Consider the following 21,228-nt stretch of genomic DNA (forward strand, 5'->3'; position numbering starts at 1 on the left):
CCCCTTTCCTCCCCGTCCTATTCTCCCCGCGAGGGTTGCTGTGTGCGACCTGACACGACCGATCACGCGTGCGACTTGTTGAAAGCGCGCATCATCCGCTATTCTGTCATGGTTGCCTTCGGTTCAAGCACCGGAGGATGCGTTCCCCGCGACCGTGGGGAGCCAAAGACTGAACTGGAAGACATACCGAGGAGAACATCGTGGCTGCCGTTTGTGACGTGTGCGGTAAGGGACCCGGCTTCGGCAAGAGCGTGTCGCACTCGCACGTTCGCACCAACCGCCGGTGGAATCCGAACATTCAGCGCGTTCGCGCCCTGGTCAATGGGACGCCCAAGCGCCTGAACGTCTGCACCAAGTGCCTGAAGTCCGACAAGGTCGCCCGCGCGATCTGAGTCGACGACGCTGACGTAACGCTGGAGGGGCGAGCCAAGCGGCTCGCCCCTCCAGCGTTTATTCGCTTACTGCCTCAGCTGCGCGCATCCCCCTGAATGAACGTGGATGAACGCCCGCGACGCTTAGTCGCGGGCGTTCATTGTCCTCCATGGGGCACAGAGGCTCTACCGAATACCCATCGCGGCCGCTACAGGAGTCCCGCAGCCAAGTCCAGCGGCGTCCCGAAACGATGATTCGTGATCGACACGGCCTGTTCACGCAGGAAGGGCAGCAGTTCCGTATGCGGGCACGGCGTCACCGCTCCCGTGTACAGCGCGACGTCGGGGCTTCCCACGCTTACGCGACTTGCGCGTTCCCAACGATCCTGCGAGGACTCCTCGCGCGGGCCGAGAACACGTACGCGCATCCCCAAACCACCCGAGTTCGCCACGAGTGTCAGGCGAGAATCCCACGAGGCCTCATCCTCAACCGTCACCTCCATATCCAGGGACTCGAGAAGGTCCGCCACGGAGGGAGGAAGTGCGTCGGCAAGGGACAGGCCGATCGGCCCGCCCGCCAGAACACCCGCCGCCAACACACGGACCGTGTCTACGAGGGTGGTTCCACTGCCCGCTCGCACGAGGACCGGAGTGGGGCGGTAACGCAGGATATTGCGCTCGCACGCCAGGGAGGTGACGTCACGGCCAACTCCGTAAGCGCATGCCCACGCAGCTGCGTCGTTTGCGACGGCGCTCCTGAGCTCTGCCGCCTCATCGGCGCTCAGGTGTGAACTCACCGCATGGCACAGCGCACGAACACTCGGGGCAAGCTGTGCGGTGTCCGTGGTGCTCTCCCCCACGGCCGCCTCGCGGGCTGCTTCAACCTCCCCGAGGCCCAGCAGGTACGAGGGACCGCCTGCTTTCGTGGTCGATCCGATGGCGGAGCGTTTCCATCCGCCAAAAGGCTGACGGCGAACGATCGCGCCGGTGATGCCACGGTTGACGTAGAGGTTTCCGGCCTCAATGCCTTCCAGCCACATCGCTAGTTCCTCGGTGTCGAGGGTGTGCAGGCCGGAGGTCAGGCCGTAGTCGACGTCGTTGACGGCCGCGATGGCTTCCTCAAGTGTATCGACACGCATGACGCCGAGGACGGGCGCGAAGTATTCCGTCAGATGGAACTCGCTGCCGGGAACCACACCCGCACGGATACCCGGGGTCCAGAGCCCATCACCCAGGTAGCGCGGCTTGAGCACCCAGTGCTCGCCCTCTCCCAGGGTGGTCAGGCCTCGCACGGCCTTCTCATCGTCAGGCACGACGACGGGACCGACCTGCGAATCGAGGGACGCCGGCAGTCCCACACGCAGCGACGCGGCCGCATCGACGAGCTGACGCGCGATACGTGAGGAGCGTCCCGCCGAACCCACGAGGATCAGCAGAGACGAAGCAGAGCACTTTTGCCCCGCGTGCGCGAAAGCCGAGTGCACGATGTCGCGCACCGCCAGATCGGGATCCGCCGACGGGGTCACGATAATGGCATTCTTGCCACTCGTCTCCCCCAGCAGGTGCATGTCGGGCTTCCAAGAACGGAAAAGACGAGCCGTGTCGTACGATCCGGTCAGCACGACGCGGTCGACACCCTCGTGGGTCACGAGATAGCGCGACACGTCCCCATCGTCGAGCGGGGCGAGTACCACCAGGTCTCGAGGGACCCCGGCCTCGTGAAAGGCCGCGACGAGCTCAGCCGCGCAACGCTTAGCTGGCGGGGCGGGCTTCAGAATGACCGCGCTACCAGCCGCGAGCGCCGCGGCGACACCACCAACGGGAATGGCCACGGGGAAATTCCACGGGGAGGCAACGACAGTGACATCGACGGGCACGAATCGCGCCCCCGCCATGTAGGCCTCATCGGTGAGCTGCAACGAAGCATTCGCATAGTGGTGACAGAAGTCGACCGCTTCGCTCACCTCGGGGTCGGCCTGATCGATGGTTTTTCCTGCCTCGGATCCAGCGACCTCGATCAGCTCGCCCCTGCGCGCTGCGAGGACGTCGCCGACGCGATGCAGCGTGGCAGCCCTCTCCTCAGGGGTGCGCGACTGCCAGGAGTGAGCAGCGCGGCTGGCGGACTCGACAAGCGCATCGATGGCCTCGTTCGTGGCCAGCGACTGCACTCCGGCACGCACAGCCTCCACACCCCGCGTCGAGGCCGGAATCGCCGCGGCGATGTCGCGCGCCCACTGGCGGTTTGCTGCCAGAGCGGGATCAGAATCTGCCTCGGATACGAACGGGCGATGCGCGCGCTCAGCCAGGCTCCCCTGCTCTGGCGCCACCCCGGCCTCGCGCTCAGACAGACGGTTCTGGCGGCGGTTCGCAGCGGGAACGGGCGCATCCGGATCGACGTTGGACAGTGCGGCGAGGAAGCGGTCGCGTTCGCGGGCGAAGATATCCTCGTTTGCGGCAATATCGAAGACCCCGGACATAAAGTTCTCGGGCGCCGCGTTTTCCTCAAGGCGGCGCACCAGGTAGGAGATGGCGACGTCGAACTCACGGGGGTTGACGACCGGGACGTACAGGAGGAGAGAACCGACGTCGCGGCGCACGACCTCCTGGATGCCGGTTGCCATGCCCGAGAGCATCTCAAACTCGACGCTGTCCTCGACGCCGCGCGCAGCGCGCAGCTCGTAGGCGAAAGCAATGTCGAAGATGTTTTGTCCGGCCACTCCCAGTCGGATCGCTCGCGTCCGTTCCGGAGTCATCGCCCAGCTGAGCATGCGCTTGTAATTCGTATCTGTGGCCTGCTTGGAGGGCCAGGTTGTCAGCTCCCAGCCGTGAATTTCCGCGTCCACCTTCTCCATGGACAGGTTCGCGCCCTTGACGATACGGACCTTGATGCGCGAGCCGCCCGCGTCCACGCGCGCACGCGCCCACTCCTGGAGGCGTTGGAGGGCACCGAGAGAATCGGGCAGGTATGCCTGGAGGACAATGCCCGCCTCGTAACCGCGCATATCCGGCTGGTCGAGAATCGCGGTGAAGACAGCAATCGTCACGTCGAGATCCTTGTAGTCCTCCATGTCGAGGTTGAGGAAGGTCCCGTTGTCGCGGGCAAGGCGGTAGAGGGGCAGGAGAGCACTCACGCCGTGGTCGACGACTTCCTCGAAGCCCCAGGGGTTGTGGGGTCCTGTCACGGCAGATACCTTGATGGAGACGTAATCGACGTCCTCGCGGGTCACGAGGCGTGAGACCTCGGCCAGGCGATGGGCCGCTTCCTTCTCACCAAGAACCGCCTCGCCGAGGAGGTTCACGTTCAGACGATGACCGCCTGCGCGCAGGCGCGCGAGCGCAGGGCCGAGGCCCTTGTCGGTCGCATCGACGACGAGATCACCGACGATCTCGCGGAACACGCGTCGCGCCACCGTCGTGACAGTGCGGGGCGCGAGGCGCGAGGCGGTTGACCCGAGGCCCATCGCCGCGGCCAATGCGGGCGGAAGAAAGTCCTTGCGCCCAGCCGACAGACGCTTCAACGCCGCGCTGGCCACGTCCAGATCCGCGGGACGCACGACGTCGTCAACGAATCGAGTGGTGAACGTCAGACCGTCCGGATCGGACAGGATTCGGGACAGAAGCTTGGCCGATTGCGGCGTCGGCTCGTGGGCCGACTCATCAGCCCAGCGGCGGGCTCGAACGATCGCTCTCTCCCCCAGCGCCCACAGATCATCGGGGCAGCGTCGAGCGTTGGAATTGGGGTGGGGCGGGGTGGGAACGGCGGTGTTCGTCATGCGTAGACCTCCAGGCGTGGATGAGCGACGGATTCTCCGCGTCACGTGCAGCGGCTTCGCTGGACACGTTCGGCAAAACTCCCGACATCGTGAAGTATGCTGGTTTGTCCATGCTAACCCTTCTCAGGGTTCTCCGTGTCACCAGCGCATGACCATAATACGCGCAACAAGGGACCTAAGCCCCAACTCGCAAAAAACAGCCGCAAACCCTCATCATCTGTGCCGCTTTTCACAACACGACGCCTCCTGTGGGGAGGCACCCCGGCCTCGTTCACGAACGAATAAGCCAGCACACCTTCACGTCGTCAACCACACCGGCCATCACCTCGTGCATATTGAATTCGCGCCCACCATCCGCGCGCGAACACAACCACTGCACCTGAAGACCATCGGAGAGCGCAACAAGTTTACGTGCGATCTGCTCACTGGGCGCATCGGCGCGAACCTCGCCACGCGCCTTGCCGTGCTCGATCGCATCAATCAGGTAGCGAATAGCATCGAGCAGATGGTGACGGAACCACGGATGAGCCTGATGCTGCGCATCGATCACGGCAGCCGACATCGCTGTGTACAGGGCGACACCATCGGGATGACGTTGGTTATGCGCAACCATATCCACCCACGCATCAAGCGCGGCCTCCGCTCCCTCCTCAGCGCGCGGAAGACGACTAACAATCCGACGATCACGCTCATCAAGGACAGCCGCGAGGAGCTGATCCTTCGACGCGTAGTGATGCAACAAGCCAGCCTTGGAAATATCGGCTGCGCGCGCGATATCCGCCAGCGACGTCGCAACAAAACCACGCGTGGAGAAAAGGATCAACGCCTCCGCGAGGATACGCGCCTTTTTATCCTCACTGCCGGCCTTCGGTCGACCGGGCTTGCGCGTCTTCATTGCCTGGGCCTCGTTGCTCATGCGGCTGCTCCAGATTCGGTGTGACAGGGTTACCAAAAACCCATCATAGCGCGCAACCGCCGCTACGACACCGGGTATGCGAACTTCTTTCGCCGAGTCCGCATACCCGGTGCACACATGGCGTGAATACGGGCCTCAGTAGCCGAATCGCACCTCGAACTGCGGCTTACCCGACGCGTCCAATTCAAGCTTGCCATTCTTGTCGGTCTTCACCGTGGCCGTCACCCGAGACGTGACATCATGCTGCTTATCCCAGCTCTCCATGCCCTGGATCGTAAACGTCGCTTCGCCGGTGTACTCGCCACCCTCGTCCGTCGTCGCCTTCATCGCTGTGGGCATCGTCTTGACCTGCAAGAGAGCCAGCGTCCGAGACTGAACCGCCATCGGACAGGCAGTATCGATATTGCCCGGAACGGTCGCACACGAGTTCGTGAGCGCAGCCGCAGCCTCGAGCGCGGCGGCGGCCATCTTGTCGTTATACGTGCCCGTCAGCTCAACCGTGCCACCGTATGTCGAGCTGTCGTACCCGGTCGCAGCCTTGACGGACAGAGTCTTGGGTGCCGCATCAATGTAATCCCCTGTCTCCTCCGGGGTGAACGTGTAGACGCCGGGGTAGAGCACGAGAGAGCTGCTGGATCCCTCCTTGAGCGTCGCAATCGAGAGCTTTTCTCCGCCGATCGAGAATGCCGTAACATTGTCCGCCTCCACATCGACGCGGGCAACCATCGCATCCTGGATCTTCCAGTTCTTCAGCAGGCCAAACGTCTTCTTCGCCTGGCTCACACGGAAGGAACGGGTGAAGCGTTCGCCATCGAGGCGCATCGTCGCCGTCACGACGCGTTCCTTCGCGTGCTCCGCATCGTCGACAGTCACATCCTCAATTTCGATGCGGGCGCTCGCCGAGGCCATGACCTGGTCAGAGAGGAATCCGCGCTGGTCATTGGGCAGACCAGGATCAACCATGGCAGTTGCTGCGCTCGCCTTCCCTTCCGCGAGGAGACCGAGATACTGGCGGACCTGTGCTTCGGGTGTACGTGTCCAGTTCGCGATCGTCAGGGCGACGGTTCCGACAACCACGAGGACGACGAGGGCCACAACGCTGATCGCGATGCGCTTGATACGTCGGCGGCTCTTGGCGGACATCGGGGTGAAGGTCACGCCCGTCTGGGGCACGACGGGCGCCTGAGCGGTGGCGTACTGGGGGTTGGCAGGGGCAGGAGGAGGGGTCAGGTTGTCCGAGGGGGCCGGGGGTGGGGGCACCATTCCCTGATTCGCGTCGTACTGCTCCTGAGCCATCGCTTGCTCCTCACTCTTGTCCGCGCTGATGGAATACCCCTGAGACGGTCATGCTCACGCCGGAAGCCGCACCAAAGGCGTTAAATTTTCTCACACGGTATTTATTTCATCAACCGAATAATCAGCGTGCGGGCACGTGGTGGACACGCATCATTCCCCCTCCGCGGAGGGGGATGTGCGAGAGATAGACGTCCCATTCACGCCCGCAAGCTCGGGCATGGGGCTCTTCGAATCATCGCAACCTCGGCGGCCGATTCACCGCTTCCGCATGGTCACTGTGACGTTCGGTTTCCCATCGATGTCAACCTCGGGAACACCATCCGCGCTCATAGCAACCGTCGCCTCCACTCGGACCGTCAGGTCGTGGGAGGAGCCATCCTGGTAACGGAAGACAGCATCTTCGGCCTCATATATCCCGTCCTCGGTAGCGCTGGTCAGCACCTGCGGTACATTCAGCAGCTCAATGGCGGTCACCGCCGAGGTACGTAACTCAGATGGGCACGAGGGGTGCATGTTCTTGCCCAGCGTCGCACAATCCTCGACCTTTTTCTGCACAGCACTCAAGACATCGTTCCTGAGCGCGCTCGTCAGCTGGCCATCCAGGGACACCGATGTCGTTTCATAGGTCGAGGCATGCGCCCCATTCTCCACAACTACCTGAGTAGCCGGGGCATTCACGTACGGCCCAAGACCTTCCGGCTGAAAAGTGTAGACACCCGGAAAGAATAGATATTCAACTGGGGCAGCGTCAGGCGATCCGACTCTCGCTGAAACACTCCCAACGCTAAAGGACGGCACGCGCACTCCTGAGACGGGAACCTTGACGAAGAGGCCATCGCGTATCTTCCACACGGACGAGTCTCCCTCTTCCTTACTCCGTCGCTCCACCGAAAAGGTATGGGTAAAACGATCACCGTTCAGGCGTAGCGTTGCCGTTACTTCCTTCGTGTTGATACCACCAGTGGAATAGGTCGGTTTGCTGACCGATTCAACGACAATCCGAGATGAGGCTGCCGTCAACACCTCATTCGTGAGAAAGAGACGCTGTTCGTTCGGAATGCCAGGGTCGACCATCGCGAGCGCGCCCGCTGCATCCCCCTCGGCTAGGTAGCTGAGATATCGACGCACCTCACCATCGGGGGTCCCTTCGACGCGCTCGATCACCCATACGAAGGGAGTGAGAGCGAAACTGAGGGCGAAGAGCGCAACAATTCCGAGAAATATCTTCACCTTCTTGCGTCGTTTGGGTTCCATCGCCCGGTATGCAGCAAACAACTCTCCGGCGGTCCCGCGGTTGGGTCCACCGCCGGGTACGGCACCCGGCACGCCAAACTGCGGCACGGCCTTTTTTCTCTGCATTGAGAACGCCCCTACATGCTCGGTAACTACTTCGTAGGGTTAGCGTACGTCATCACCGTCTCTCGCACAAAGAAACGCTGTGGGCTGTGTGTCCTTCCAAAGCGGAGACGACCTCGATAGCCTCCGACAGTCAGTTAGTTGAAGCGCACCGTCGTGTTTTCGGTGGCGGAGGTGCCTGTCCCATCAATGGCGACGACCGTCTGGGGGTCGACAGTGCCTCCATCACGTCGACCTTCGGGCGTCAGGGTGTAGACACCGGGGAAGAAGTAGTATTCCTGCCAACCTGTCGACAGCGGCTCGACGCCCGCGGAATCACCGGTCACGCTAAATCCGGGGACTCCATCACCCGTCACGGCCACGTGCACCAACAGATCGTCGAACAAGTACCACTCCTCCGGACGGTCCTTCGTCGGCTTATGGTGATAGACGGTGAAATCATGGGTGATACGCTCGCCGTTCACGCTCATCGTCGCCCGTACCGTCGCGCGGGAGACCACGCTCCATTTACTGGTCAGGCTTTCGACCGATTCAATGGCGATACGAGAGTCCGAGGCCGACAAGACATCATTCGTCAGGAAACGCTTCTCGCGATCTGTCATCGGCCTCGTGAGCATCCCAAGCGCTGATTCTGCGTCCCCATCGGCGAGGTAGGTCAAGTACTGCCGCACGGTATCCTCGGGGTTTGTGCGAGGCATATCCATCAGGTGAACAACGCCGAGGACGAGCAGGCCGACCACAACCATAGCGATCACCCACACCTTGTTATCGCGCCTCCGTTGCGTCTCCGACAAGGCGGGAGGCGGGGCACTCATCCTGTGGCCGACGTTGGCGCCGTACGATTCCATCGGTTCTCCTCACTGTGCCATTGTCGCCGATTTACGCCTCTCAGAGAGCGCAAGACTCAACGGATGCAAACTCTGCAATTGTCCCATGAGCGTCGCGGCACCTCAAGGCCTCTCACTAGCGGGCGAAGGACACCCTAAAGTCAGGCTTGCCGTCCTGATCGAGCTTCAGGAGCCCGTCACTGTCGAACTGCACATCGAGAATCAGCACGGTATCCACGTCGCGAGTCCCCTCCATGTAGTACTTATTCGAGTACGTCGCTGTGAAGGTGACGTGCCCCTGGAAAGCTCCCGGGTCTGTCTTCAGCGGCTCCATGGATGTGGGCATCGTTTTCACCGAGATCGCGGTGAGCGCATCGCTCTGAATCGCAAAGGGACACACGGAGTTCTGATTGCCCGGGATAGATGCGCACGAGTCAACGATCTTCGTGCCGGCCTCGAGCGCCGCGTCCTTCAGATTATTGTTGTAGGTGGCCAGCAGGGATACATCGCTCGCATCGCCGTCGGTATTCGTACGATGGACGACATCGAGCACGGCAACGGTCACAGGAGTTGAATCGACGTACTCACTCGGCGCGACCGGCGTGAACGTGTACACGCCCGGGTAGAAGAAAAAGGTCGCGCCCTCCCCGGTGACCTGCTTCTTCGGAGCATCGGCACTTTCGTCACCGACGGTGAATTGGGCGTATCCCTGAGCATCGACGCTCACCTGGGTGACCAGAGCATCCTTGACCTGCCAGTTGTCCAGAACGCCCATCGTGGGCTTCGCTTTCGTCACGGTGAACTGGTGCGTGAAACGCTCACCGTTGACCTGCATGGTCGCGGTCACCGAACGCGTACTCGACTCATCATTCCTATCGGCAACGACATCTTCAATGACCAAGCGAGACTGAGCCGAGGCCATGACACCGTCAGTGAGGAAGGTTCGCTGATCGTTCGCAACGCCCGGGTCGACCATCGCAGTTGCGGCGCTGGCATTGCCTGCCGCCAGCAGATCCAGATACTGACGCACCTGCGCCTCGGGGGTGCGCGAACTATTGGCCACCTTGATCGCAACCACGCCAGCGACCACCAGGACGAGGAGGACACCGATCACAATCCCTATCGCCATCGCGCGCTTCTTGCCCCGGCCAGGCGTGGGAGCTGAAGCAGCGGCTGTCTCATTGCGCATCGACTGGTCACACTCCGCCGGGATTGCAGGCGAAACCGCAATCGGAGCGCCCATCGGTTCATTTTTCTCAGTGCCCATCATGTGCTCCTCACACCCATTGACAATCCATGACCGAGCCAGCAGCACACCTCGTATGCCCGGACAATCGGCCATTCAGGCGTGCTCAGTATCACGCCACAAATGCCCATAGTCAAAGAGCGATCACATGACGGATGCGCCGTGCCCACCCACAACGGACGGACACGGCGCAGGAAGCTCACGAGGTGTGCGTGTTAGCGCGTAAAACCTACCGTGAAGTCTGGCTTCCCATCCTTATCCAGAATGAGCACATCGTTGTCATCCAGCTGCGCGACGATCTCTATCTTGGCTTCAACGTCGCGAGTACCCTCCATGTAGTACTTGTTCGAGTACGTTGCCGTGAAGGTGACAGCAGCCCGGAAGAATGTCGGCTGATCCGGAGATACCGGCCCGAGGGCCTTCGGCATGGCACCGGAGACCGCGGTGACCGCATCGCTCTGAATTGCGAAGGGACACACCGAGTTCTGGTTGCCCGGGATGGACGCGCACGAGTCGACGGCCTCCTTGCCAGCATCGAGCGCTGCCGCCGTGAGCTTAGTGTTGTAGGTGGCTGTCATCGAGACAGAGGTACCGTCTCCGCTCCACGTATCACCGAGGATCGACACGGTTTCCGGGTTGGATTCGGCATACTCGCTCGGTGCGACCGGTGTGAACGTGTAGACGCCCGGGTAGAAGAGGAAGGTCGCATCGTCGCCGTCCTGGCCCGTCCGATGGGCGTCGGCACTCACGTCGCCGACGGTGAATTGGTTGTACCCGCGAGCGTCGACGCTCACCTTGGATACCAGAGCATCCTTGACCTGCCAGTTGTCCAGAACGCCCATCGTGGGCTTCGCTTTCGTCACCGTGAACTCGTGAACGAAACGCTCACCGTTGACCTGCATGGTCGCGGTCACCGTACGCGTATCAGACTCGCCCCTCTTTCCGTCGTTCTCGTCCACGCCAGCGCTGATGTCCTCAACAACCAGCAGCGACTGAGCCGACGACATCACCGAGTCCGTCAAAAATACGCGCTCGTCGTTGGCTACGCCCGGGTCGACCATCGCAGTTGCGGCGCTGGCATTGCCCGCCGCCAGCAGATCCAGATACTGACGCACCTGTGCCTCGGGGGTGCGCGAACTATTGGCCACCTTGACCCCAATCACGCCAGCGATCACCAGCACAGCGAGAACACCGACGAGGATCCCGATTAGTTTGACGCGTTTCTTACTCGCCGGAGACATCGGCGTGAAAGCAACGCCACCGCCGCCAGAGACCGAAGGATTCACCCCCGCATGCCCCGCCTGTGGAACCGGAATCGGCGCATCCATCGGTTCATTATTCTCAGTGCCCATCATGTGCTCCTCACACCCATTGACAATCCATGACCGAGCCAGCAGCACACCTCGTATGCCCGGACAATCGGCCATTCAGGCGTGCTCAGTATCACGCCACAAATGCCCATAGTCAAAGAGCGATCACATGACGGATGCGCCGTGCCCACCCACAGCGGACGGACACGGCGCATCAAGCAGGCTGTCAGGCGTCGGCGTCAGCCTCGACGACGGGCAGTGCCTTCGTCGGCGGCACGCATGCGTCGCCCGCCAGCGCCGGGAGGGATAGGCCGGCGGTCGCCGGTATCTCCTCCGACGACTCCGCGAGCTTGCGCGCCACGCGCGACATCGGTTGAGACGAGGCCTCGTACCCTTCGGTCGTTCGGTTCATCCTCACGCTCTTCCTCTTGCTTTCCTGTGCTGAGCATGCAAGCATTCCGCGCCCCAGTTACTCAGCGGTCCACATCACACTAGTCTACGGAATCAGCCTGGAAATGGTCCCACGCCCCGCGCAGGACCTCGCCATCGAACATCGCGCAGGGATCCTCGCCCGACTCGCATGAGCGAGCTCGACCGATCGCTCGGAATCCTTCCGGCAGCGCGACGTCTGGCGGGAACGCAGCGATCATGCCGTGTTCCTCTCCCCCCTGGAGCACCCACCACACGGGATCTGCTTGGCAGATGCGAGCCGGAGTTTGCAGACGCCAGGCCTCTTGCTCGATCGCTGGCCGATCGAACTCAATAACGACTCCCGAGGCCTTGGCGATGCGCGCGGCGTCCGTGGCGGGCCCATCCGACAGGTCCATCATGGCCTGCGCACCCACAGCCGCGGCCGCGACGCCCGACCCAAGAGGGGGCGACGGTGCGCGGTACGTGTCGACGAAGGGAGCGAGCTCACCCAGCTGCTCGACGCCTCGGGCGGACGGATCAACGTGTCCCCCTTCGAGCAGATCGAGCCCGGCGTAGGAGTAGCCGAGAGTACCACTCACCGCGATGACGTCACCGGGGCGCGCGCCGTCACGTCGTACCACCGGCCCCGGGCAATAGCCGAAGGCCGTGATCGAAATGACGAGCTTCTCCCCCGCGCTCAGGTCCCCGCCGACGACGCCCGCTCCAGCCTCCCGTGCGCGGTCCCCCAGGCCTCGGACAACGTCAAGGAACACGTCGGCGTCCATGTCACGAGGCGCGACCACCGATGCGACGAGCGCCGAGGGACGTCCACCCATTGCGTCAATATCCGCGAGATTCTGGGCGGCGACGCGCGCACCAACCTCGTACCCGGTCGACCACGAAAGGTGGAAATGCTGGTCCTCCACCATGACGTCCGTCGTCACAATGAAGGATCCTTCGGGAGCTGCCACCTGGGCACAATCGTCGCCGATACCAATGATCGTGCGATCGCCGCGCGGAAAAGACTCGCGGAAATGAGACACCAACTGGGCCTCGGACAGGTCACCTAACTTCATGAGACCCAGCCTAGTCGCGTGCGCGTCACTGCGCTGCAAGGGCCGGTCAGCTCTGGCGGCCTCGCACCGTCTGGGAGGCGAACAGGCAGGTCGCGGCCGCGCTGGCCACGTTCAGGGACTCCGCGTCGCCGCTCATCGGTATCGACACAAGCGCGTCGCACAGGCGCATCTCGTCCCCCGACAGGCCCCGCGCCTCGTTGCCGAACACCCATGCGTGGGACTGCGACAGGCGAGAACGAGCGGAAATACCCTGCACGAGGAGGTCGGACAGGCTCAGCGAACCCGCGCCGCCACTGGTGCCCAACAGGGCCGCGCTGCGACCGTGAATGAGCGCGCGAGCATCCGCGAAGGACGCGACCTGGCACACCGGAATGTGGAAAACGGATCCGGCGCTCGAACGGACGACCTTCGGGCTCGCGGCATCCACCGTGCCCGCAACGGCGACGACGCCAACCGCGCCGAACGCATCGGCGGTGCGGATGATCGTGCCGACGTTGCCGGGATCGCGCCCCTGGGCGAGCACGACGATCGTCTCACCCACGCTCGGCTCGGGCAGCTCGCACAAAATCGCATCGAGCGAGGCAACCGCGCAGATTCCCTGGGAGTCACCCGAAAGAGCCGCTGAGACCTCGGCGGTCACGGGATGCACCCAGCGCGTCACGCGCCGCGCCGCTTCCACGACATCCGCGTGGGTTTCCCACACGTCCTGCCGCACATACACGTCACGCACGCACTCACCGCGGTGCGTGACAAGTTCGCGCACGGCCTGCGGCCCCTCGACGAGCATCAAACCCGAACGCGAACGCGCCGAGCGCCCGACCAGACCCGACACCCTGCGCACGCGATCGGCGCGGGGATTATCGAGAACGGTCAGGCGCTCGGCGGAAGAGCTCACCTATCAGGCCTTGGGGGCGTTGATGTCGGCGGGCAGCGCGTCCTTGGCGACCTTCACGAGGGCGTTGAACGCGTTGATGTCATTGACAGCCAGCTCAGCCAGCATGCGACGGTCGACCTCGACGCCGGCCAGGTTCAGGCCCTGGATCAGGCGGTTGTAGGTCAGGCCCTGGGCGCGGGACGCAGCGTTGATGCGCTGGATCCACAGACGACGGAAGTCGCCCTTCTTGGCCTTGCGGTCGCGGTAGGAGTAGACGAAGGAGTGAGTGACCTGCTCCTTGGCCTTGCGGTACATGCGCGAGCGCTGGCCGCGGTAACCGGAGGCCTGCTCGAGTACGGTACGACGCTTCTTCTTGGCGTTGACAGAACGCTTAACACGTGCCATTTTCTACTGTTCTCCTCTAACTCGAGCTCACTTGCCCAGCAGACGCTTGACGCGCTTGACGTCAGCGGTCTCCAGGACCTGGTCGGTCGCCAGACGACGGGTCTTGCGGCTGGACTTGTGCTCCAGCAGGTGGCGGGCGCCGGCCTGCTCGCGCATGATCTTGCCCGAGCCGGTCGTGCGGAAGCGCTTCTTAGCACCGGAATGAGTCTTGTTCTTCGGCATTTCTATTCCTTCGTTGTCAGGCGATGGGTATCGCCGTCAGTCCTGTTCGTCAGCCTTGTCGGCTGCCACTCGGGCCTGGTCCTTGCTGGCGCGCTCCGCGCGCTTGCCCCGGCGCTCAGCGCGCTCGGCCTCGCGGCGCTTGCGCTGCTCGGTCAGGGCGTCAGCCTTGCGCTTGGTGGGTGCCAGCACCATCGTCATGTTGCGCCCGTCCTGACGGGGCATCGACTCGACGGTGGCAAGCTCACCGATTTCCTCGGCGAGGCGCTGCAGGAGGCGAACGCCAGCCTCGGGGCGAGACTGCTCTCGACCGCGGAACATGATCATGACCTTGACCTTGTCGCCAGCGGACAGGAAGCGCTCCACGTGGCCCTTCTTGACGCCGAAGTCATGATCGTCGATCTTCAGTCGGAAGCGGATTTCCTTCAGTTGCGTGTTCGCCTGGTTGCGGCGAGCATCGCGGGCCTTCTGGGCGGCTTCGTACTTGTACTTGCCGTAATCCATGAGCTTTGCGACGGGCGGCTTAGCGTTCGGCGCAACCTCAACCAGGTCAAGTCCGGCCTCCTCGGCCAGACGCAGCGCGTCCTCAACTCGGACAACGCCGACCTGTTCACCTCCGGGTCCCACGAGGCGAACCTCGGGGACTCGAATACGCTCATTGATGCGAGTCTCGCTGATGAGCGGCTCCTTCCACAGAATCCTTATGCGCGAAACGAAAAGCCTCCGTTACGCGACGCGCACGGAGGCTTCCATAGGGTCAACACGCACGGGTGCTGACCGCCGAACCCGATCCCCTGCGCGGCTCCTCTGAGGGCGGCATCCTCTCGTGCGAGAGGCGGGTATCCAGGTGGGATTTCTCCGCTTGCGTTCCGGGCTCTCGCCCAGACGGTCGTAGTTACTCTACCAGAAATAGCGCGAGAACGCCAGATCAGCGATCATTGCGCGCCTCACGCTCCGGTGGGCGCTCGCTGAGCAGTCTCAGCGCAGGACGGGCGCGATCTCGACTCGGTCCGCCGAGGCGATGAGGCGAGGGTTCGATCCCAGGGCGTTCAGGGCGGCCGACAGGCTTTCTTTCATTGCCGAGGCATCGGCCCCCTGGGCGTAAGACGCGCGGTCCACGGACACGAGCACGCGCGTGAGTCCGTCGCCCGCGTAGGCGATCTCAACATCGACGATGGCGGGGCACGCAGCGCTGGCCTCGGCAAGCAGAAGCTCACGCAGGGCCTCATCACGCCAGGCCGGTAGCCACTCATCCCCCTGCGCGAGGGCGGCGACGGCGGGGCGCGGCAGCAGCACGGCATCAGTGCCCGGGTTGACGACAATGCGCCCACCCGTCTCAACGAGGGCCGTGAGCCCGATCGTGCGGAAGTCCAGGGCCATCGGGCGGTCACCGGGGCGGTGGGCAGACAGGGCCTCGGCCGACGAATAGATGGCGAGCGCCTCCCCCGCGGGGGTTTGCGCGCGCACGAAGTCGATCGGGTTGTGCCCGTTTTCTCCGGCGTGAACACCCGTCACGCGCGGGTCGGGTTCGACATCGATAGGAACGATGACGCGTTCGAAAACGAGCGCGTCAACGAGCTCCTCAAGCCTCGCCGCCCCCACGTCGCTCCCCAGCCCCAGCGCGAGCGCGCGGGTGGTACGAGGAAGCCCCTGACCGACGTCCGTGCGGTCGTGGCTCATCATCGACAGGCGCTGCGCCAGTCGATTCTTCTGTTCCTCCGTGAGGGAAGGCTGCGTGGGGGTCATGACTGCTCCTCGTATCCGGCAACATCCAACGCGTCGGCCAGAGTAAATGCGCCCTGGTACAGGGCCTTTCCGACAATCGCACCCTCGATGCCAAGAACGCGCAGCGCCTCGATATCGTCCAGGGAGTTCACGCCACCGGAGGCGATGATGCGGGCGGGAGTGCGGTCCGCGACCCGGGCCAGCAGGTCCCTGTTCGAGCCATTCATCTGGCCATCTCGCGTCACGTCGGTGACGACCAGTCGGGCTACCCCCGCCTCGTTCAAGGTGTGCAGTGCCTCCCAGACGTTTCCGCCCTCGCCGCTACCTCCGCGCGCGGCCAGGCGATCGCCGCGCACGTCCAGGCAGACAGCGACGCGCTCGCCGTAGGTATCAATCGCTTCGCACACGGTATCGATGTCGCCAAGAGCCTGCGTCGCGATATTGACGCGCTCGGGTCCCATCGCTAATCCAGCCTCGATGGCACCGCGGTTCGTGATGCCTCCCGACAGTTCGACGCGCACAGGAACCTCATGGATGACTCGCGCGAGGAGCTCAGAGTTCTCACCGCGACCAAACGCCAGATCGAGGTCCACGAGATGCACCCAACGGGCCCCGGCCTCGTGAAACGAGCGGGCAACATCGAGCGGACTCCCCCAGGACCCTGCATCGACTGACCCCGAGGACAGACGCACGGCCTGCCCGCCCGTCACGTCGATCGCGGGCAGCAGCTGAAGAACCGTCATGATTGCTTGCGTCGGAACCAGCCGAAGGGGCCGCCACCCTGACAGCTGCCGTCGGCGGCCACGGAATCCTTGTAGTCAGCCGGCGTCGTACGACCCAGCAGCAGGTCCTCCGTCGCCGCGGGCATCGCACCGAGCAGAAGGCCAGCGGGAATCGTTTCCTCGGGCTCGCCACTGACGTAACGCTGAGCGGAAATGCGACCCGAGACGCCCGGTTCCACGCCGTCACCCTCCACGAGCCAACTCATGAGGGCCACGGCCCCGTACTTCGACAGGTTCGACACCGCGCGGGCGACTCGGTCCACGGCGTCGGGCATCGGGCGCTGGCCGGTGAGCAGAGCATCGAGCTCTTCCTCGTCGGTCGGAGTCGTCTCAACACGCAGCCAGACGGCAGTCCAGGGCTTGAGACGGACGATCGGCTCGCGCACACCCGACAACGCGAGCAGCGAATGCAGCGCCTCCGGATAGGAAATCGGGGCGAGCACGAGGGCAACCGACAGGCGGCCGCCATTCAAGTGCAAGGACTCGTCGACGGGCGTATCGTCCGGGTCGAGGGGCGGCAGGGAATCGCCAGCGGTGGGCGATGCACCCAGCGATGCAACCAGCGACTGGAACTCCGCATCGATATCGTCGTTGTGAGCGCTCACCGCTCCTCCTTATACTGTGTGTCTCTCTCCAAGGATACTGTTGATCCACGAGCGCGCGCGTGATGCGCTCTCCCCTCAGCGAAAGGACCCCGCCATGAGTACCCCGACGATCCCCGTTCGCGGGGAGATCAAACTCGGCCAATTCGTCAAGCTCGCTTCCCTCGCCGAGGACGGCGCCCAGGCCCGCGAACTCATCCAAGCCGGCGACGTGACCGTCAACGGCGAGGTGGAGACTCGCCGCGGCCACCACCTCAGCGTCGGTGACCTCGTCGAGGTCGACGCCCCCTGGGGCCGGGCCGCCGCAATCGTCGGTTCCGCCTCCTAACAGCCACAGCGAGCAACGCGAGCCGAGTCCCACCGGGGCCCGGCTCGCATCATCTCAAGACGAGGTCACGACCCCACCCGCACCGACGACAGCCTTGATATGGCTGAAGAAGGCACTCGTCTGCTCGACGCGCAGCTTCGGATCCAGCTCGACAATCGTCGTGCGTCCCGGTTCCGTCAGGTGCAGGCGCACCGGGGAACCACCCGGGTAGGACTCGAGGACGCCACGCAGGTCGGTGAGGAGCTCGGGCGTACACCGCGCGGCCGGCAGACGCAGATCGAGCGGCAGGTCAGCCCCACCCGACAGATCCAGAAGGGTCATCGACTGGCCATAGATGGTCATGCCCTCCTCACGCACGTTCACCTTGCCCTCGATCTGGACGATGATGTCCTGCGCGAGGTAGGTCTGGATCGACTCGTAGGAACGCGGGAAGAAGAGCACGTCCACCGAACCCGACAGGTCCTCGATCGTCGCAATCGCCCACGCGTTGCCCTGCTTCGTCACCTTCGTCGTCACACCCGACACGAGGCCCGCGATCTTCACGATACGATCCGCCATCGCCCCATCGGAGCCGACGACCTGCGCGATCTCGTAGTCCTGGTGGCGAGCCAGCGCCGCCTCCACGCCGCGCAGCGGGTGGTCCGAGACGTACAGGCCCAGCATCTCGCGCTCGGCCGCCAGCTTCGTCTTCCGGTCGAACTCGGGCAGGTCCGGAATGTCGATCGTCAGGCCCGAGCCTGAGTCTTCGTCCTCCCCGAGCGCACCGAACAGGTCGAACTGTCCGATCGCCTCGTTGCGCTTCACGTCGATGATCGCGTCCACGGCCTCGTCACAGCGCGCGAGGAGAGCCCGACGCGTGTGACCCATCGAGTCGAACGCGCCGGCGCGGATGAGGGACTGGATCGTGCGCTTGTTGCACACCACCTGGGGCACCTTGTCCAGGAAATCCTGGAACGAGGAGAAACGCCCCTTCTCGGCGCGGGTCTCCACAATCGCATCGACGACCGGGCCACCAACATTCTGGATGGCATTCAGGCCGAAGCGGATCGCCTCACCGTCAGGCGCGAAGTTACCCATCGACGCATTCACGTCGGGGGGCAGAACCGTGATATCCATGTGGCGGCACTCCGCCAGGTAGAGCGCACGACGATCCTTGTTGTCCTTCGTCGAGGTCAACAGGGCCGCCATGTACTCCGTCGGGTAGTTCGCCTTCAGGAACGCCGTCCAGTAGGAGACGAGGCCATAGGCCGCCGAGTGCGCCTTGTTGAAGGCGTACGCGGAGAAGGGAACGACAACGTCCCACAGGGCCTTAATCGACTCCTCGGAGTAGCCGTTATCGATCATGCCCTGGCGGAAGCCCTTGAACTGCTGGTCCAGGACCTCCTTCTTCTTCTTACCCATCGCCTTACGCAGAATGTCTGCCTGGCCCAGCGAGTACCCTGCCAGCTTCTGGGCGATCTGCATGACCTGCTCCTGGTACACGATCAGACCGAAGGTCGTGCCCAGGATGTCCTTGAGCGGTTCTTCCAGCTCCGGGTGGATAGGAGTAATCTCCTGACGCCCGTTCTTACGCAGCGCGTAGTTCGTGTGCGAGTTCGCGCCCATCGGGCCGGGGCGATACAGGGCGCCGACGGCGGAGATGTCTTCGAAGTTGTCGGGCTTCATGAGCTTGAGGAGGTCGCGCATGCCACCACCATCAAGCTGGAAGACGCCGAGGGTCTCGCCTCGTCCCAGAAGCTCATACGTCTTCTTGTCGTCGAAGGCCAGGTGATCGAGGTCCGGGTCCGGCTTGCCGTTGAGCGCGATGTTCTCCAGCGCATCCGACACAACCGTGAGGTTACGCAGGCCCAGGAAGTCCATCTTGAGCAGGCCCAGCGTCTCGCACGTCGGGTAGTCGAACTGCGTGATGATCGCACCGTCCTGCGGGCGCTTCATGATCGGGATGATGTCGGTGAGCGTGTGGGAGCTCATGATGACCGCACACGCGTGCACGCCCCACTGTCGCGTCAGCCCCTCCAGGCCGAGCGCGTACTGGACGACCTCGTGCGTATCGGGGTTCTCCTCGTAGAACTTACGGAACTCCGAGGCCTCCGCGTAGCGCTTGTCCTTCTCATCGAAGATGCCGTGGACCGTGATGTCCTTGCCCATGATCGCCGGGGGCAGCGCCTTGGTGAGCTGCTCGCCGACTTTGAAGTCCTTGCCCAGAATGCGCGCGGAGTCCTTCAGGGCCTGCTTAGTCTTAATCGTGCCGTAGGTGACGACCTGGCTGATGCGGTCCTCGCCGTACTTGCGCTTGACGTAGGCGATGACCTCATCGCGTCTACGTTCGTCGAAGTCGACGTCGAAGTCAGGCATCGAGATTCGCTCAGGGTTGAGGAATCGCTCGAAAATCAGGCCGTGATCGAGCGGGTTCAGCTCGGTGATCTTCATGGCGTAGGCGACCATCGATCCAGCACCCGAACCACGCCCCGGCCCCACGCGGATACCCTGCGACTTCGCCCAGTTGATGTAGTCGGCGACGGTCAGGAAGTATCCGGGGAAACCCATCGAAATGATGACGTCTTCCTCGTACTGGGCCTGCTTGCGCACGGCGTCAGGAATGCCGTTCGGGAAGCGATCACGCAGGCCTCGTTCGACCTCCTTGATGAACCACGAGGTCTTATCCTCCCCCTCGGGGACCGGGAAGTCGGGCATGTAGTTCGCACCCTCCTTCGTGGTCGTGAAATGCACGTCGCAGCGCTCGGCGATCTCGAGGGTGGAGTCGCAGGCACCGGGCAGCTCACTCCACAGGGAACGCATCTCATCCGAAGAACGGATGTAGTAGCCGTCGCCATCGAACTTGAAGCGATCAGGGTCATTGATGCGCGAGCCGGAGTTGATGCACAGGAGCGCGTCCTGGATCTTGCGATCATCGCGCTTGACGTAGTGCGCGTCGTTGGTGGCCACCAGGGGCGCGTTCATAAGCTTGGCGATCTCGAGGACCTGCTGGTGGGTTCGTCGCTCGATATCGATGCCGTGGTCCATGACCTCGACATAGAAGTTCTCCGCCCCGAAAATATCGCGCAGCTCCGCCGCCTCAGCCACGGCCTCGTCCCACTGCCCCAGGCGCAGGCGCGTCTGCACGGCACCCGAGGGGCAGCCCGTGAACACGATGAGGCCCTCGTGGAACTGATTGAGCAGCTCCTTATCCGCGCGCGGCCACTTACCGAACTGGCCGTCCGTCGAGGCGTAGGAACCCAGACGGAACAGGTTATGCATGCCCGTCGTGTTGTAGGCAACGAGGGTCAGGTGATTGTAAGAGCCGCCCGCGCTCACGTCGTCGGCGCGCTGCCACGGCTCGCCCCACAGCACCTTCTGACGATCGAAACGCGAGGTTCCCGGCGTCACGTAGGCCTCCAGGCCGATGATCGGCTTCACGCCAGCGTTCTTGCAGTTCGTGTAGAAATCGAAGGCACCGAACAGGTAACCGTGATCCGTCAGGCCGATCGCCGGCTGCCCGAGGCGCGCGGCCTCCTCCGCCATCGCTTTCGTCTTCGCAGCTCCGTCGAGCATCGAGTACTCGGAGTGATTGTGAAGGTGCACGAAGGAATCAGCCATGCGTCGATTCTACTGTCCGAGGCGCGCGCGAGGCCGACGGACGCCCCGCGTCACGCGGTCGTTCATCTCACGGCGTGACTCGGCCGCGACGGGGCCGGGCTGCCGAGCACTCCC

General features: G+C 63.4%; 19 protein-coding genes. 2 read left to right on the forward strand and 17 right to left on the reverse strand.

All coding sequences use genetic code 11. The features are described 5' to 3' along the window. Nucleotides 1-200 precede the first annotated feature (200 nt). A complete protein-coding gene (rpmB, locus tag QP415_RS04760; RefSeq protein WP_003792657.1) occupies nt 201-392 on the forward strand; it encodes a 50S ribosomal protein L28 in 192 nt (63 codons plus the stop codon). Nucleotides 393-580: 188 nt separating this feature from the next. Here the strand turns inward: rpmB and QP415_RS04765 are convergent, their stop codons facing one another. The 16 genes from QP415_RS04765 to QP415_RS04840 form a co-directional block, all read right to left on the reverse strand. Further along, entirely contained in the window at nt 581-4,144 is a 3,564-nt protein-coding gene (locus tag QP415_RS04765; RefSeq protein WP_285099078.1) for a bifunctional proline dehydrogenase/L-glutamate gamma-semialdehyde dehydrogenase, read from the reverse strand. A 271-nt stretch (nt 4,145-4,415) separates the two neighbouring features. Continuing rightward, nucleotides 4,416-5,060: a TetR/AcrR family transcriptional regulator gene (locus tag QP415_RS04770; RefSeq protein WP_048676124.1), complete on the reverse strand. Its 645-nt coding sequence runs from the start codon at nt 5,058-5,060 to the stop codon at nt 4,416-4,418. Nucleotides 5,061-5,195: 135 nt separating this feature from the next. Continuing rightward, nucleotides 5,196-6,356 carry a hypothetical protein gene (locus QP415_RS04775; protein WP_285099079.1) on the reverse strand — a complete coding sequence of 387 codons (1,161 nt, stop codon included), beginning with the start codon at nt 6,354-6,356 and terminating at the stop codon, nt 5,196-5,198. A gap of 255 nt (nt 6,357-6,611) precedes the next feature. Then, nucleotides 6,612-7,715: a hypothetical protein gene (locus QP415_RS04780; RefSeq protein ID WP_285099081.1), complete on the reverse strand. Its 1,104-nt coding sequence runs from the start codon at nt 7,713-7,715 to the stop codon at nt 6,612-6,614. A gap of 134 nt (nt 7,716-7,849) precedes the next feature. Further along, nucleotides 7,850-8,560: a hypothetical protein gene (locus QP415_RS04785; protein ID WP_048676118.1), complete on the reverse strand. Its 711-nt coding sequence runs from the start codon at nt 8,558-8,560 to the stop codon at nt 7,850-7,852. A gap of 115 nt (nt 8,561-8,675) precedes the next feature. Beyond that, complete coding sequence (locus QP415_RS04790) at nt 8,676-9,668, reverse strand: hypothetical protein (protein ID WP_306559511.1); 993 nt, start codon at nt 9,666-9,668, stop codon at nt 8,676-8,678. 332 nt (nt 9,669-10,000) lie between these two features. Next, the gene (locus QP415_RS04795) at nt 10,001-11,137 is read right to left on the reverse strand and encodes a hypothetical protein (protein WP_285099086.1); all 1,137 of its coding nucleotides are present in this window, start codon (nt 11,135-11,137) and stop codon (nt 10,001-10,003) included. Between the two features lie 184 nt (nt 11,138-11,321). Next, complete coding sequence (locus QP415_RS04800) at nt 11,322-11,507, reverse strand: hypothetical protein (protein WP_016461875.1); 186 nt, start codon at nt 11,505-11,507, stop codon at nt 11,322-11,324. 79 nt (nt 11,508-11,586) lie between these two features. Beyond that, a complete protein-coding gene (gene thiL / locus QP415_RS04805; RefSeq protein ID WP_016461876.1) occupies nt 11,587-12,582 on the reverse strand; it encodes a thiamine-phosphate kinase in 996 nt (331 codons plus the stop codon). Nucleotides 12,583-12,628: 46 nt separating this feature from the next. Then, nucleotides 12,629-13,477 carry a TrmH family RNA methyltransferase gene (locus QP415_RS04810; protein ID WP_048675992.1) on the reverse strand — a complete coding sequence of 283 codons (849 nt, stop codon included), beginning with the start codon at nt 13,475-13,477 and terminating at the stop codon, nt 12,629-12,631. A 3-nt stretch (nt 13,478-13,480) separates the two neighbouring features. Beyond that, on the reverse strand, nt 13,481-13,861 hold the full coding sequence (rplT, locus tag QP415_RS04815) for a 50S ribosomal protein L20 (RefSeq protein ID WP_007587751.1): 381 nt from the start codon (nt 13,859-13,861) through the stop codon (nt 13,481-13,483). A gap of 27 nt (nt 13,862-13,888) precedes the next feature. Further along, on the reverse strand, nt 13,889-14,083 hold the full coding sequence (rpmI, locus tag QP415_RS04820) for a 50S ribosomal protein L35 (RefSeq protein WP_005871559.1): 195 nt from the start codon (nt 14,081-14,083) through the stop codon (nt 13,889-13,891). A gap of 36 nt (nt 14,084-14,119) precedes the next feature. Beyond that, nucleotides 14,120-14,785 (reverse strand): translation initiation factor IF-3, encoded by a 666-nt coding sequence (gene infC / locus QP415_RS04825; RefSeq protein WP_082157705.1) that lies wholly within the window; start codon nt 14,783-14,785, stop codon nt 14,120-14,122. A 273-nt stretch (nt 14,786-15,058) separates the two neighbouring features. Then, entirely contained in the window at nt 15,059-15,826 is a 768-nt protein-coding gene (locus QP415_RS04830) for an SseB family protein (protein WP_285099093.1), read from the reverse strand. After that, nucleotides 15,823-16,548, reverse strand: a complete 726-nt coding sequence (locus QP415_RS04835) for a HisA/HisF-related TIM barrel protein (protein ID WP_016461879.1) — start codon at nt 16,546-16,548, stop codon at nt 15,823-15,825. Before QP415_RS04835 ends, QP415_RS04830 begins: the two co-directional genes overlap by 4 nt. Further along, the gene (locus QP415_RS04840) at nt 16,545-17,192 is read right to left on the reverse strand and encodes a hypothetical protein (RefSeq protein WP_285099095.1); all 648 of its coding nucleotides are present in this window, start codon (nt 17,190-17,192) and stop codon (nt 16,545-16,547) included. Before QP415_RS04840 ends, QP415_RS04835 begins: the two co-directional genes overlap by 4 nt. A 94-nt stretch (nt 17,193-17,286) precedes the next feature. Here QP415_RS04840 and QP415_RS04845 point away from each other — a divergent pair, with 94 nt between their 5' ends. Continuing rightward, nucleotides 17,287-17,517, forward strand: a complete 231-nt coding sequence (locus QP415_RS04845) for an RNA-binding S4 domain-containing protein (RefSeq protein WP_016461881.1) — start codon at nt 17,287-17,289, stop codon at nt 17,515-17,517. Between the two features lie 54 nt (nt 17,518-17,571). Here the strand turns inward: QP415_RS04845 and dnaE are convergent, their stop codons facing one another. Next, entirely contained in the window at nt 17,572-21,114 is a 3,543-nt protein-coding gene (gene dnaE, locus QP415_RS04850; protein WP_016461882.1) for a DNA polymerase III subunit alpha, read from the reverse strand. Nucleotides 21,115-21,228: the final 114 nt, after the last annotated feature.

The sequence above is a fragment of the Pauljensenia sp. UMB3104 genome, from assembly GCF_030217285.1.
Lineage (GTDB): Bacteria > Actinomycetota > Actinomycetes > Actinomycetales > Actinomycetaceae > Pauljensenia.

What these genes read in the sequence shown, in the direction of transcription:
- QP415_RS04775 (WP_285099079.1), bottom strand. Translation starts at nt 6,356, where the DNA reads ATGGCTCAGGAGCAGTACGACGCGAATCAGGGAATGGTGCCCCCACCC.
- QP415_RS04770 (WP_048676124.1), bottom strand. Translation starts at nt 5,060, where the DNA reads ATGAGCAACGAGGCCCAGGCAATGAAGACGCGCAAGCCCGGTCGACCG.
- QP415_RS04765 (WP_285099078.1), bottom strand. Translation starts at nt 4,144, where the DNA reads ATGACGAACACCGCCGTTCCCACCCCGCCCCACCCCAATTCCAACGCT.
- rplT (WP_007587751.1), bottom strand. Translation starts at nt 13,861, where the DNA reads ATGGCACGTGTTAAGCGTTCTGTCAACGCCAAGAAGAAGCGTCGTACC.
- QP415_RS04830 (WP_285099093.1), bottom strand. Translation starts at nt 15,826, where the DNA reads ATGACCCCCACGCAGCCTTCCCTCACGGAGGAACAGAAGAATCGACTG.
- QP415_RS04785 (WP_048676118.1), bottom strand. Translation starts at nt 8,560, where the DNA reads ATGGAATCGTACGGCGCCAACGTCGGCCACAGGATGAGTGCCCCGCCT.
- QP415_RS04835 (WP_016461879.1), bottom strand. Translation starts at nt 16,548, where the DNA reads ATGACGGTTCTTCAGCTGCTGCCCGCGATCGACGTGACGGGCGGGCAG.
- rpmI (WP_005871559.1), bottom strand. Translation starts at nt 14,083, where the DNA reads ATGCCGAAGAACAAGACTCATTCCGGTGCTAAGAAGCGCTTCCGCACG.
- dnaE (WP_016461882.1), bottom strand. Translation starts at nt 21,114, where the DNA reads ATGGCTGATTCCTTCGTGCACCTTCACAATCACTCCGAGTACTCGATG.
- thiL (WP_016461876.1), bottom strand. Translation starts at nt 12,582, where the DNA reads ATGAAGTTAGGTGACCTGTCCGAGGCCCAGTTGGTGTCTCATTTCCGC.
- QP415_RS04795 (WP_285099086.1), bottom strand. Translation starts at nt 11,137, where the DNA reads ATGGGCACTGAGAATAATGAACCGATGGATGCGCCGATTCCGGTTCCA.
- QP415_RS04790 (WP_306559511.1), bottom strand. Translation starts at nt 9,668, where the DNA reads ATGGCGATAGGGATTGTGATCGGTGTCCTCCTCGTCCTGGTGGTCGCT.
- QP415_RS04780 (WP_285099081.1), bottom strand. Translation starts at nt 7,715, where the DNA reads ATGCAGAGAAAAAAGGCCGTGCCGCAGTTTGGCGTGCCGGGTGCCGTA.
- QP415_RS04845 (WP_016461881.1), top strand. Translation starts at nt 17,287, where the DNA reads ATGAGTACCCCGACGATCCCCGTTCGCGGGGAGATCAAACTCGGCCAA.
- QP415_RS04800 (WP_016461875.1), bottom strand. Translation starts at nt 11,507, where the DNA reads ATGAACCGAACGACCGAAGGGTACGAGGCCTCGTCTCAACCGATGTCG.